Source organism: Streptomyces sp. SDr-06 (genome assembly GCF_003324565.1).
In the GTDB taxonomy this organism is placed as follows: domain Bacteria; phylum Actinomycetota; class Actinomycetes; order Streptomycetales; family Streptomycetaceae; genus Streptomyces.
Genome location: NZ_QOLA01000004.1, coordinates 248,379 through 262,032, shown reverse-complemented (window position 1 = coordinate 262,032; position 13,654 = coordinate 248,379). Strand labels below are relative to the sequence as shown.

Here is a 13,654-nt window from a genome sequence, read left to right as displayed (position 1 = left end):
TCGCCGAATTGGCGGCTCGCCGGGAACCCGCGCGGGGGTGCGCCCGTCCAACGCACGTACTGCCGGTGAGTCTCCGCAGAGCGGTGTCGGCATCGCTGCTGGCCGCGAGCGCCGACCCCCTCTCCAGCCGCCTGCGGCCGGCAGCACGCCGCCACCGGTGCGAACCCCTCCGACCGCACCGGTGGCGGCACCCCCGCGCGAGCCACGCCGCGCTGCCTCGTGCGCATAGCCTTGACTGGCAATTACTTTCCGGATAACGGTTCGCCTTGGAAGTTTCTTCCAGTTCCCTGGCTTCCCGGGCACCCTTACCGGAAGGAGCGCACGTGCAGCACCGCACCTCAAGACGCAGCCTCCTCACCACCACCGCCGCGGCGGCCGCCATGACCGCCCTCGGCCCCCGGCTCCCCGCCCGTGCCACGGAGGTCGCGGAGGCCTCCGGCACCGACCGCCGGCTCCGCGCGATCATCGCCCGCATGTCGGTCGAGGAGAAGATCGGCCAGCTCTTCGTCACGCGGGTCTACGGGCACTCCGCTACTGCCCCCGACCAGGCGGACATCGACGCCAACCTCCGCGAGCTCGGGGTGCGCGACGCCGCCGAGCTGATCGCCCGGTACCACGTCGGCGGCATCATCTACTTCACCTGGGCGCACAACACCCGCGACCCGCACCAGATCGCCGGGCTCTCCAACGGCATCCAGGCCGCCGGGCTCGCCCAGCGCGTGCCGCTGCCGCTGCTGATCGCCACCGACCAGGAGCACGGCGCGGTCTGCCGGGTCGGCAAGCCCGCCACGCTCTTCCCCGGCGCGATGGCGATGGGCGCGGGCGGCTCGGCGGGCGACGCCCGCACGCTGGGCCGGATCTCGGGCGCGGAACTCGCGGCGATCGGCATCCGCCAGGACTACTCCCCCGACGCGGACGTGAACATCAACCCGGCCAACCCGGTGATCGGCGTACGGTCCTTCGGCGCGGACCCGGCCGCCGTGGCCCGCATGGTCGCGGCGGAGGTGCGCGGCTACCAGGAGTCCTCGGTCGCCGCAACGGCCAAGCACTTCCCGGGGCACGGCGACACCAGCGTCGACAGCCACACCGGCATCCCGGTGATCACACACACCCGCGAGGAGTGGGAGCGGCTGGACGCGCCGCCGTTCCGGGCCGCGATCGCCGCCGGGATCGACGCGATCATGACCGCCCACATCCAGTTCCCGGCGCTCGACCCGAGCAACGACCCGGCGACGCTCTCCCGCCCCATCCTCACCGGCATCCTGCGCGAACAGCTCGGCTTCGAGGGGGTCGTCATCACGGACTCGCTCGGCATGAAGGGCGTGCGCGACAAGTACGGCGACGACCGGGTGCCGGTGCTCGCGCTGAAGGCGGGCGTGGACCAACTCCTCGACCCGCCGAAGCTGGACGTGGCCTTCAACGGGGTGCGGGCGGCGGTGGCGAGCGGCGAACTGCCCGAGTCCCGCCTCGACGAATCCATCCTGCGCATCCTCCGGCTCAAGGACCGGCGCGGCCTGTTCGCCCGCCCGTACGTCAGCGCCGGGGGTGTGGACCGGATCGTGGGCACCCGGACCCATCTGGCCGCCGCCGACGAGATCGCCGAGCGGACCACGACCCTGCTCGCCAATCCGCGCGGGCTGCTCCCGCTCTCCCGGCACCACCACCGCAGGCTCCTCGTCGTGGGCGCCGACCCGGACTCCCCCTCCGGCACCACCGGCCCGCCCACCACGGTCCTGGCCCGCGCGCTGAACCAACTCGGCTTCCGCACCACGGTGTTGCCCACGGGCACGCTGCCGTCCCAGGCACTGATCGACCGGGCGGTGGCGGCGACGGCGGGGCAGGACGCGGTGATCGTGGGGACGTACAACGCGGGGGCGGGCGGTGCGCAGAGCAGGCTGGTGGCGGCGCTCGGCAGGACCGGCGTGCCGGTCGTCCACCTCGCCCTGCGCAACCCGTACGACATCGCGTACCTGAGCGGGTACGCCGCCTCGCTCGCCACCTACTCCTGGACGGACGTCGAACTCCGGGCCGCCGCACGGGTGTTGGCGGGCCGGGCCCGGCCGCGCGGCCGCCTGCCGGTCGCGGTGCCCCGGGCCGACGACCCTACGCAAGATCTCTGCCCGATCGGTTACGGGCTGTCGTACTAGCCGTACGCCGGGGACCCGGCGCACCACCCCCAAGTGACGCAAAGCCCCCCGGACTCCTGGCGTGCACCCGCTCCGGCGGGTCACGCTTGGTCGCATCCGGGGGGTTCTGGGGGGCCGTATGCGTACGTACCGTTTGGCGGGGTTGGGGTGTCTGCTGCTGCTCACGGCGCTGGGGTGCGGGGGTGCGGGAGGCGGTTCGGCGACGGAGGGCAAGCAGTCGACGGCGTCCGCCTCCGCGCCCGGCCCCGCGGCGACCTTCCTCCCCACCGGCGGCTGCGCCTCGCGCGAGGGGGCGGCGGGCGACACCAAGGACTTCCACGAGGTGCCCTGCACGAGCGAGCGGGCGGTGGCGAGGGTGCTGGTGCGGCGGGTGGGGGCGACGGCGAAGGGGGCGGCCGTCGACTGCCCGCTCCCCACGGACTTCGTGCTGTACGTGGCGTCGGCCGGGGGTGGTGGGGCGCCGGGCTACGCCTGCATGCGGAACCTGGAGCCGCCGCATCCGGGGGATCCGGGACAGGGGGGTGGGCCGTACACCGTGGTGGGGGACTGTGTGTACGCGGCGGGGGTGGACGAGGTTCGGGAGACGGCGTGTGACGGGTCCGGGGCGCGGGCTCCCCAGTACCGGGTCGTCTCGGCCGCCCCGAGCCGGGCGGGGTGCCCCGCCTCGACCGCGCTGTACGTCCAACTGACGGGCGGCCAGGGCCCAGTGGGCTGCGCCAGGCGCACGTGACCTTCCCCCACCCCGCCCCTCCCCGAGACCCTCCGGGGGTGTGGGTGGGCTGACGAGGCCTCCTGGGGCTCCGCCCCAGACCCCGTTCGCGCCTCAAGGGCGCTCGTCCTCAATCTCCCCCAAGGCCTTAAGGGCCAGGGGGGACCCCCACGACGGGCTAGGGATGCCGATGCCGGCCCCCCTACAGGGGCGCGAGGAACTGCGCGAGCAACCGCCTGCGGTCTGCGGACGAAGGCGGGTTTTAAGGGGCGCGGGGAACTGCGCGACCAGCCACGCACGGTCCGCGGGTAAGAGGTCGGCCCCGCCCCTTCCCAACCCCCGGAGGGTCTCGGGAAGGGGCGGGGTGGGGAACCCTCCGGGGTCTGGGGCGGAGCCCCAGGGGCGTGGCGCGGTCCTGGGGGCCCCGGGGGTGTGGCCCCCAGCGTCAGGGGCCCCCGGGGTGTCCAGGGTCAGGGCCCCAGGGCCAGGGCCCCAGGGCTGGGGTGCCCAGGGTCAGGGGTGGAGGGTGGGCTCCTTCGTCAGGGGGGTCGCGTCCAGTTTCGCGTCGAACTGGGCCTGCGGCCGCACGGGTACAGAGGACAGGCCCGCCCAGCGGAGGATGGACGCCGTCGCCGAGGACTTCTCGGCGGCCGCGAGCATCGCGACCTTGGAGCCGTGGTTGCCCCCCGCCACCGTGTAGACGTAGGAGTCCCGCGCCCCCGCCCCCAGCGAGAACCGCTCGGCCCCCCACGGGTCGTTGGAGCCGTACACGTACAGCATGTGCTCGGCGTGGTGCTTGACCCACGTGTCGATGTCCCGCATCGCCCACGGCTGGAACCGCATCGGGATGTCCCGCGGCACGAAGGTGCGCGGCGGCTGGTAGCCGTAGCGGCTCAGCTTGCCGAGCCAGGGCTGCTTGATGGTGGGCGAGCCGAGCTGCGTACCGGCCTGGTAGTAGTACGCCGTGTACGGGGCCAGGCCCTGGTCGGTGTAGAAGGAGAAGCCGGAGATCGTGTCGACGGAGTCCCAGATCGCCTGGTCGGTGGCGTGCGCCGCGTCCGCGGGGATCGTGGAGCAGTCGGCCAGCAGGTGGTACTGCCAAAAGCCCCACACGTAGTCGAGCACGACCGCCTCGTAGGCCTTGTCCAGGGTGCCCACCGTGGTGAAGGTGTACCCGTTGGCGGTGGCGTACTCCTGGTACTTCTTCTCCAGGGACGCCCGCCGCACCAGCGCCTCGCGCTGCACGCCCGCCAGCTTGTCGCGGCACTCCTTGGTGCCGACCGTCGCGAGGAAGCGGTCGTAGGCCGAATCCTCGTTGTCCACCACGTCGTTGGGGGCGACGTACGCGACGACGCCGTCCATGTCGCGGGGGTAGAACCGCTTGTAGTAGGTGGCGGTCATGCCGCCCTTCGAGCCGCCCGTGGTCAGCCAGTTCTTGCGGTAGACCGGCTTGAGGGCGCGGTAGATCGCGTGCTGGTCGCTGGCCGCCTGCCAGATGTCGTCCTTCGACCAGTCGGCGGGCTGCGGCCGGGACATCGGGAAGAAGCGGTACTCGACGGAGACCTGGTTGCCGTCGACGATCTGCGTCGGCTCGCTGCGGCCGGGCGTCGTGGAGACCTCGTACCCGCTGGTGTACATGACGGTCGGCCGGTCGGTGTCCTTGTGCAGCACGGTGATCCGCTGCTGGAAGGTGGCCCGGCTGTACGGGTTGTGGTGGTCGACGGGCTGGGTGAAGCTCAGTACGAAGTAGCGGTAGCCGTTGTACGGCTTCTCGGCTATGAGGCTCATCCCGGGTATCGCCAGGATGCGGTCCTTGATGTCCGGCTCGGCGGCGGTGGCCGTCCCCGCCGCGGCTCCCGTCGCGGTCATCGTGCCTATCAGCACGACGAGCGACAGCAGCCATCTGAGCGCCTTGCGCATGCACACTCCCCTGTGGAGTCCCTGTGGGTACGGAACGTGGTTCCGCGAACCTAGCGGGGGCAACACCCGCCCCGCCAGACCCGGTTGATCTCCACAGCGACCTTCACCCGGGCACGCGCCGGGCCGCGCCGGTCAGCAGACCCAGCCCGTTTCCGCCGAACTCCCCGCCACCGACCCGGTCGCCCGCACACAGCGGCCGCCGGAGTGCACCGTCACCGGACCCGCCAGCTTCGTGTAGGCGCCCGAGTCGCCGGCCGGGGCGCTGCCGCGGGCCTGGATCGTCACCGACATCTGGCGCCGGGCGCCCGGGTTCTTGGCGGCGGTCACCGCGCACGCGTACCCGTTGCCCTTGTACAGGCGCAGCTCGCCCGTGCTGAACCCGACCGTCCGCACCGGCCGCCCGGCGCACGCCGCCGCCGCGTCCGCGCTGCCGCTCACCGGCCCGAACACGACGAGCCCGCCCGCCGCCGCGACCACCGCCAGCGACGGCCCCAGAAGCCTCCTGCTGCCCACCCCACCGAACACGCTTGCACCCTTCCGCCACTTGAGCGTATGTGGGGTGGGACGCGAGAAGCCGCCCGACGGTTCTCAGCGGCCTCTGCGGACTCGCGCCCGGCTCAGCCTGCCGTACGGGCGGGCTCGGGAGTGCCGATGAACGTGTGCCACAGCCGGGCGTACTGGCCGTCGAGTGCGAGGAGCTCGTCGTGGGTGCCGTCCTCGACGACCCGGCCGTGGTCCATCACGACCACCCGGTCCGCGCGGGCCGCCGTGGTCAGGCGATGTGCGACGACCAGCGTGGTGCGGCGGCCGGTGAGGCGCTCGGTGGCCTGGTTGACCTGCGCCTCGGTGGCGAGGTCGAGGGCCGCGGTCGCCTCGTCGAGCAGCAGGATGTCCGGATCGACCAGCTCGGCGCGGGCCAGCGCGATCAACTGGCGCTGCCCGGCGGACAGGTTGCGGCCGCGCTCGGCGACCTCGTGGAGGTAGCCGCCGTCCAGGGTGGCGATCATGTCGTGGGCGCCGACCGCGCGGGCCGCGGCCTCCACCTCGGCGTCGCTCGCGTCGGGGCGGCCGTACGCGATGGCGTCGCGCACGGTGCCCTCGAAGAGGTACGCCTCCTGCGGGACCACGCCGAGCCGGTGGCGGTAGGCGGTGATGTCCAGGTCGCGCAGGTCCGTGCCGTCGGCGGTGACCCGCCCGCCCGTCGGGTCGTAGAACCGGGCCACCAGCTTGACCAGGGTGGACTTGCCCGCGCCGGTCTCGCCGACGAACGCGACGGTCTGCCCGGCCGGTATCCGCAGATCGACCCCGCTGAGCGCCTCCTCGGGCTCGTCGGCGGACCCGTAGGCGAAGTCGACGTTCTCGAAGGCGATCTCGCCGCGCAGCGACAGGACGTCGAGCGGCTCGGGGGCCTCGGCGGTGGAGGTCTTCTCCTGGAGGAGTTCCTGGATGCGCCCCAGCGAGACGGCCGCCTGCTGGTAGCCGTCGAAGACCTGCGAGAGCTGCTGCACGGGGGCGAAGAACAGGTCGATGTACAGCAGGTAGGCGACCAGGGCGCCGGTGGTGAGGGTGCCGTGGTCGACCCGGCCCGCGCCCACGATCAGCACGGCGGCCGCGGCCACCGACGAGAGCAGCTGCACGAACGGGAAGTACACCGAGATCAGCCACTGGCCGCGCACGCGCGCCTGGCGGTAGTGGTCGCTGCGTCCGGCGAACCGTTCGGCCCCGTCGTGCTCGCGCCGGAAGGCCTGCACGATGCGCAGGCCCGACACCGACTCCTGGAGGTCGGCGTTGACGACGGAGACCCGCTCACGGGCGAGCTCGTAGGCCCGCACGCTCTTCTTGCGGAAGACGTAGGTGCCGACGACCAGCAGCGGAAGCGTGGCGAAGACGACGAGCGCGAGTTCGAGGTCGATGACGAGCAGCGCCACCATGATGCCGAAGAAGGTGACGACGGAGACGAACGCGGTGACCAGGCCCGTCTGGAGGAACGTGGAGAGCGCGTCCACGTCCGTCGTCATGCGGGTCATGATCCGGCCGGTCAACTCCCGCTCGTAGTAGTCGAGTCCGAGCCGCTGGAGCTGGGCGAAGATCTTCAGGCGCAGGGTGTAGAGGACGCGTTCGCCGGTGCGGCCGGTCATCCGGGTCTCGCCGGTCTGGGCGAGCCACTGGATGGCGACGGTCACGAGCGCGAGCCCGGCGGCGGCCCAGACCGCGCCGAGCGCGAGCCGGGTGACGCCCTGGTCGATGCCGTGCCGGATCAGGACCGGCAGCAGCAGCGACATGCCCGCGTCGACCGCGACGAGGAGGAGGCTGACGAGCAGGGGAAGGCCGAAGCCGCGCAGCAGTCTGCGCAGGCCGTAGGAGTCCTCGGGCTGGACGGCCCTGGCCTCGTCGATGCCGGGGGTGTCGGTGGCGGGCGGCAGCGCCTCGACCTGGGCGAGCAGTTCGGGGGATTGGGGCCTCCCCTGCTCGAACGAAGTTGAGAGCTTGGGGAAGGGCATGCCGCCGGGGGCCGCCGACTCGGCCTTCTCCTCACGGACCCACAGCGGCGGGGTGATGCCGCGCTCGGCGTCGAACTCCGCGTCCAGCTCGTCCCGTACGGTGTGGTCCTCCTCCTCGGCGACGGGGATGGTGGGGAGGTGGCCGGGCGAGACCGCGCCGAGCTCGTCGGGGTCGGTGAGCAGGCGGCGGTAGAGGGCGCTGTCGCGCTGGAGCTCCTCGTGGGTGCCAATCGCGGCGAGGCGCCCGCCGTCGAGGACGGCGATGCGGTCGGCGAGGCCGAGGGTGGAGCGGCGGTGCGCGATGAGCAGGGTGGTGCGCCCGGCCATGACCGACTTCAGGGCCTCGTGGATCTCGTGCTCGACGCGGGCGTCGACGGCCGAGGTCGCGTCGTCCAGGACGAGCAGGCGGGGGTCGGTGAGGATGGCGCGGGCGAGCGCGATGCGCTGGCGCTGGCCGCCGGAGAGGGTGAGGCCGTGCTCGCCGACGGTGGTGTCGTACCCCTCGGGCAGCTCGGCGATGAACCGGTCGGCCTGGGCGGCGCGGGCGGCCTTGTCGATCTCTTCCTGGGTGGCGTCCGGCTTTCCGTACGCGATGTTGGCGCGGACGGTGTCGGAGAAGAGGAAGGAGTCCTCGGGCACGAGGCCGATGGCGGCGCGCAGCGAGTCCAGGGTCAGCTCGCGCACGTCGTGGCCGCCGACGAGGACGGCGCCGTGCGAGACGTCGTAGAAGCGGGGCAGCAGCAGCGAGACGGTGGACTTGCCGGAGCCGGAGGAGCCGACCACGGCGACGGTCTCGCCGGGCCGGATGTCGAGGGAGAACCCCTTCAGGACGGGCCGCTCGTCGTCGTAGCCGAAGCTCACGTCGTCGAACTCGACGGTCGCGGGGGCGTCGGGCGACAGCTGCTTCGTGCCGTCCTGGAGGGAGGGCTCGGTGTCGATGAGCTCCAGGACGCGCTCGACGCCGGCCCGGGCCTGCTGGCCGACGGTGAGCACCATGGCGAGCATGCGGACGGGGCCGACGAGCTGGGCGAGGTAGGTGGAGAAGGCGACGAACGTGCCCAGTGTGATCTCGCCGCGGGTGGCGAGCCAGCCGCCGAGCGCCAGCATGGCGACCTGGCCGAGGGCCGGGACGGCCTGGAGGGCGGGCGTGTAGCGGGAGTTGAGCTTGATGGTGCGCAGGCGTCCGGCGAAGAGCCTGCGGCCGACCTCGCGGAGCTTGCCGGTCTCCTGGTCCTCCTGGCCGAAGCCCTTGACGACCCGGACCCCGGACACGGCGCCGTCGACGACTCCGGCGACGGCGGCGGCCTGGCCCTGGGCGTACCAGGTGGCGGGGAAGAGGCGGGTGCGGCTGCGCTTGGCGATGAACCAGAGGGCGGGCGCGACCGCGAGGGCGACGAGGGTGAGCAGCGGCGAGAGCCACGCCATGATCACGATGGAGATCACGAAGAGCAGGATGTTGCCGATGGTCATCGGCAGCATGAAGAGCAGGCCCTGGATCAGCTGGAGGTCGCTGGTGGCGCGCCCGACGACCTGGCCGGTGGACAGCTCGTCCTGGCGCCGCCCGTCGAGCCGGGTGATCGTCCCGTACATCTCGGTGCGCAGGTCGTGCTGGACGTCGAGGGCGAGCCGCCCGCCGTAGTACCGCCGGATGTAGGTGAGCCCGTACACCACGACGGCGCAGGCTATGAGCAGCCCGGTCCACACGGCGAGCGAGCGGGTGTGGTGTCCGATGACGTCGTCGATGACCACCTTGGTGATCAGGGGGACGAGCGCCATGACGGCCATGCCGCCGAGCGAGGACCCGAGGGCCAGCACCACATTGCGCCGGTACCGCCAGGCGTACCCGGTCAGCCTGCGCGCCCACCCCTGTTGCGCACCCTCCGTCACGTGATTCCTCCCGTTGGTACCTGCCCTGCCGCAAGCCCCAACACGGGGGCCTGCGGATTTCATCCCGCCGCAACAAAAGACGGGACGCGAGGACCAGGTCCTGGCCGGGCCGGTTTCCCCGGCCCGGGGGCTCAGAGGTGGGTCGGGGCGAACATCTTCAGGAGGGCGGGCAGCACGACCACCGAGGGGCCGGGGGCGGCCAGCGCCTTCGCCAGATCGGCGGTCAGGGTGTCCGCGGTGGTGCGGACGGCCGGGACGCCGAAGGACTCGGCCAGGGCGACGAAGTCGGGGCGGGCCAGCTCGGTGGCGGTGGCCTCACCGAACGTGTCCGTCATGTACTCGCGCAGGATGCCGTAGCCGCCGTCGTCCACGATCAGCCAGGTGACCGGCAGGTCGTACTGCCGGGCGGTGGCGAGCTCCGCGATCGAGTACATGGCCCCGCCGTCGCCGGAGACCGCGAGGGCCGGGCGGCCCGGGTCGGCGACGGCCGCGCCGAGCGCCGCCGGGAAGCCGTAGCCGAGGCCGCCCGCGCCCTGCGCCGAGTGCATCGAGCCGGGCCACGCCGACCAGGCCCAGTACGCGAGGATCGTCATGTCCCAGAAGCTGGGCGCCCCGGCGGGCAGCGCCTCGCGGACGGCGGCCAGCACGCGCCGCTCCTCACCGAGGTCCTGCGCCTCGATGCGGGCCCGGACCCGGTCCAGGACGGTCCGCACCCGCTCGGCCGCCCTCTCGTCCCGGCGCTCCGGGACGGTTTCGAGCAGGGCCTGGAGGGCGATGCGGGCATCGGCGTGGATGCCGAGCGCCGGGTGGTTGGACTCCAGCTTGCCGAGGTCGGCCTCGATCTGGATGATCCGGCCGCGCGGCTGGAACGTGTGGTAGTTCGACGACAGCTCGCCGAGCCCGGAGCCGACCACGAGCAGGACGTCGGCGTCCTCCAGGAAGTCCGTGGTGTGCCGGTCCTCCAGCCAGGACTGGAGCGAGAGCGGGTGCTCCCAGGGGAAGGCGCCCTTGCCGCCGAAGGTCGTCACGACCGGCGCGTCGAGCCGCTCGGCGAGCGCGAGGAGCTTGCCCGAGGCGTCGGCGCGGACCACCCCGCCGCCCGCGATGATCGCAGGCCGGGCCGCGCCCGCCAGCAACTCGGCCGCCACGGCGGTCAGTTCGGGGCGCGGGAGCAGGTCCTCGGGACAGGCGTCCATCGCGGTGACGACGGGCAGCGCCGTCTCGGCGAGCAGCACGTCCTGCGGGATCTCCACCCACACCGGCCCGTGCGGGGCGCTCAGCGCCGACTCCCACGCGGCCGCGATCGCGGAGGGGATCTGCGACTGGCTGCGCACGGTGTGGACGGACTTCACGACATCGCGGAACGACGCCTTCTGGTCGCGCAGCTCGTGCAGATAGCCGTGCCGTCCGCCGCCAAGTCCCGCCGTGGGGACCTGACTTGAGATCGCGATCACCGGCGAGGAGGCTGCGGCCGCCTCCTGCAGGGCGGCCAGCGAGGTCAGCGCGCCGGGGCCGGTCGACAGCAGCAGCGGGGCCGCCTCGCCGGTGATCCGGCCGTACGCGTCGGCCGCGAAGCCCGCGTTGTTCTCGACCCGCAGCCCGACATAGGCGAGGTCCGAGCGGCGCAGCGCGTCGAACATGCCGAGGGCGTGCTGGCCCGGCAGTCCGAACACGGTGGTGGCGCCGAGGCCCTGGAGCGTCTCGACGACCAGGTCACCGCCATTGCGTCCGGGCGGGGGGTTCAGGGCCGCCGCCACCTGGCGCGGCGTGGGCCGCAGCACGACGTCGTGGTCGTGGGTCATCGCGTCCTCTCCGTGGAGCTCGGCCCGCGGCCCGGCGGCGGCTTCCCGCCCGCCGGGCCGCGGACGCGGGTCGTTTCCCGGTCCTGCCGTGCCTCAGCCGCGGGCGGCCGCGATCTGCCGGGACATGATCGTGGTGAGCTCGTACGCCGTGTGGGAGGCGGCGACCGAGGTGATCTCGGCGTGGTCGTAGGCCGGGGCGACCTCGACGACGTCGGCGGAGACCAGGTTGCAGGAGGACAGGCCCCGCAGGATCTCCAGGAGCTCGCGCGAGGTCATGCCGCCGGCCTCGGGGGTGCCGGTGCCGGGGGCGTGGGCCGGGTCGAGGCAGTCGATGTCGATGGAGATGTAGAGCGGGCGGTCGCCGATGCGCTGGCGGAGCTGGTCGGCGACCTCGTCGGCGCCGCGCCGGTAGACGTCGGCGGAGGTGACGATGCCGAAGCCCATCTTCTCGTCGTCGGTCAGGTCCTGCTTGCCGTACAGCGGGCCGCGGGTGCCGACGTGGGAGAGCGCCTCGGTGTCGAGGATGCCCTCCTCGACGGCGCGGCGGAACGGGGTGCCGTGGGTGTACTCGGCACCGAAGTAGGTGTCCCAGGTGTCGAGGTGCGCGTCGAAGTGGAGCAGGGCGACCGGCCCGTGCTTCTTGGCGACGGAGCGCAGGAGCGGCAGCGCGATGGTGTGGTCGCCGCCGAGCGTCATCAGGCGGGCGCCGGTGCCGAGCAGGTCGTCGGCGGCGGCCTCGATGGTGTCGACGGCCTCGTTGATGTTGAACGGGTTGGCCGCGATGTCACCGGCGTCGGCGACCTGGGCGAGCGCGAACGGCGAGGCGTCCTGCGCCGGGTTGTAGGGGCGCAGCAGCCGGGAGGCCTCGCGGATCGCGTTGCCGCCGAAGCGGGCGCCGGGCCGGTAGGAGACACCGCTGTCGAAGGGCACACCGACGACGGCGACATCGGCGGTGCCGACCTCGTCGAGGCGGGGCAGCCGGGCGAAGGTCGCGGGCCCGGCGTACCGCGGGATGCGGGACGAGTCGATCGGACCGCGCGGCGTTTCGTTGCTGCTCATCGGAATTGCCCTTCGTTTCAGCGATTTATGCGCTTTATCAGTGTGACTCTAGCTGTGCGCCGGCGCCGCTTCGGCGGCCGCCGGTTCTCCTGTGCCGGGACCGGCCCCGGCGAGCCGCTCGCGCCAGACGGCGAGCACTGCGGCGTCGGTCGGCTTCGTCGCGTACGACACCAGGACGTAGGCGAGGAGGGAGGCGAGCAGTCCGAAGTAGACGGGCTCGTTGGCGAGGATCGCGTACCTCGCCATGAGGGCGACGACCGTGAGGCCGCCGACCACGACGGAGGCGAGCGCCCCGGCGGCGGTGCCGCGCTTCCAGAGCAGCCCGCCGAGGATCGGCACGAGCAGCCCGCCCACGAGCAGGTCGTAGGCCACGGTGAGCCCCTCGACGACGCTGCTCAGCCGGGTCGCGATGACGATCACGGCGAGCCCCATGAGCAGGATGAAGACCCGGTTGCCCCGGACCTCGTCGTGGTCGGCCCGACCCTCCCCGCTCCTCCCCCGGATCCGGGCCCAGATGTCGTTGTTGGCGACGGTGGCCGAGGCGATGAGGGCGCCGGAGGAGGTGGACATCACGGCGGCGAGCGCGGCGGCGAGCACCAACCCCCTTACGCCGACGGGTAGTTCGTCCTTGACGATGGTGGCGAACGCGTCGTCGGCGCTGGGCAGGGTCGGGTAGAGCACCTTGGCGGCGGTGCCGATGACGGCGCCCGCGAGCGCGTACAGCAGGCAGTACGTACCGGCGACGGTGCCGCCGAGCCGGGCGACGCGGTCGCTGCGCGCGGTGAACACGCGCTGCCAGATGTCCTGCCCGATCAGCATGCCGAAGGTGTAGATGAGGACGTACGTGAAGATCGTCTCGCCACCGATGCCGAGCGGGTCGAAGGCGGCGGTGGGGAGCTTCGCCCGCATCGCGCCGAACCCCCCGGCCCTGACGACGGCGATGGGCAGCAGGAGCAGCAGCACCCCGATCGTCTTGACGACGAACTGCACCATGTCGGTGAGGGTGATCGACCACATGCCGCCGAGCGTCGAGTAGGCGACCACGATGGCCCCGCCCAGGACGATCGCCACGGTGCGGTTCAGGTCGAAGAGGACGTCGAAGATGGTGGCGTACGCGATCGTCGAGGTGACCGCGAGCATCAGGGTGTAGGCCCACATCACGACGCCCGAGATGAGCCCCGCCCGGCCGCCGTAGCGCAGGTCGAGCATCTCGGAGACGGTGTACACGCGGAGCCGGGCGATGCGGGCGGAGAAGAACACGGAGAGCGCGAGCAGGCCGAGGCCGATGGTGAACACCATCCAGGCGCCCGAGAGGCCGTACTGGTAGCCGAGGCCCACGCCGCCGATGGTGGAGGCGCCGCCGAGGACGATGGCGGCCATCGTGCCGGAGTACATCGCCGGGCCCAACCGCCGCCCCGCGACGAGGAATTCGGACTTCGACCGGGCGCGGCGCATGCCCCACCAGCCCATCGCCAGCATCCCGGCCAGATAGACGACGATCACTGTGTAGTCGACGGCCATACGGGGGCCCTCCTTCGCGCTCACTCGGTGGCGTGTCGTGCAGGGGGAATCGAGTTCCGTCGGCTGTTCGCGGGGACATCCGCCCGTACCCGCGGCCGCCGGTCGGCA

At 72.6% G+C, this 13,654-nt stretch carries 8 protein-coding genes; 2 read left to right on the top strand and 6 right to left on the bottom strand.

Annotation, left to right across the window (positions count from 1 at the left end):
- The first annotated feature begins 323 nt into the window (after positions 1-323).
- Both DT019_RS12050 and DT019_RS12045 read left to right on the top strand, forming a co-directional pair.
- The gene (locus tag DT019_RS12050; protein WP_114036748.1) at positions 324-2,147 is read left to right on the top strand and encodes a glycoside hydrolase family 3 protein; all 1,824 of its coding nucleotides are present in this window, start codon (positions 324-326) and stop codon (positions 2,145-2,147) included.
- 118 nt (positions 2,148-2,265) lie between these two features.
- The gene (locus tag DT019_RS12045; protein ID WP_114036911.1) at positions 2,266-2,877 is read left to right on the top strand and encodes a hypothetical protein; all 612 of its coding nucleotides are present in this window, start codon (positions 2,266-2,268) and stop codon (positions 2,875-2,877) included.
- 492 nt (positions 2,878-3,369) lie between these two features.
- Here the strand turns inward: DT019_RS12045 and DT019_RS12040 are convergent, their stop codons facing one another.
- The 6 genes from DT019_RS12040 to DT019_RS12015 all read right to left on the bottom strand — a co-directional run bounded on the left by DT019_RS12040 (position 3,370) and on the right by DT019_RS12015 (position 13,546).
- On the bottom strand, positions 3,370-4,776 hold the full coding sequence (locus DT019_RS12040; RefSeq protein WP_114036747.1) for a S28 family serine protease: 1,407 nt from the start codon (positions 4,774-4,776) through the stop codon (positions 3,370-3,372).
- Between the two features lie 132 nt (positions 4,777-4,908).
- Positions 4,909-5,301 (bottom strand): hypothetical protein, encoded by a 393-nt coding sequence (locus DT019_RS12035; RefSeq protein ID WP_223279429.1) that lies wholly within the window; start codon positions 5,299-5,301, stop codon positions 4,909-4,911.
- A 92-nt stretch (positions 5,302-5,393) separates the two neighbouring features.
- Positions 5,394-9,164, bottom strand: a complete 3,771-nt coding sequence (locus DT019_RS12030) for an ABC transporter ATP-binding protein (RefSeq protein ID WP_114036746.1) — start codon at positions 9,162-9,164, stop codon at positions 5,394-5,396.
- Positions 9,165-9,295: 131 nt separating this feature from the next.
- Positions 9,296-10,966: a thiamine pyrophosphate-binding protein gene (locus DT019_RS12025; RefSeq protein ID WP_114036745.1), complete on the bottom strand. Its 1,671-nt coding sequence runs from the start codon at positions 10,964-10,966 to the stop codon at positions 9,296-9,298.
- A 93-nt stretch (positions 10,967-11,059) separates the two neighbouring features.
- Positions 11,060-12,025 (bottom strand): agmatinase, encoded by a 966-nt coding sequence (speB, locus tag DT019_RS12020; protein ID WP_114036744.1) that lies wholly within the window; start codon positions 12,023-12,025, stop codon positions 11,060-11,062.
- Positions 12,026-12,073: 48 nt separating this feature from the next.
- Entirely contained in the window at positions 12,074-13,546 is a 1,473-nt protein-coding gene (locus DT019_RS12015; RefSeq protein WP_114036743.1) for a sodium:solute symporter, read from the bottom strand.
- Positions 13,547-13,654 lie beyond the last annotated feature (108 nt).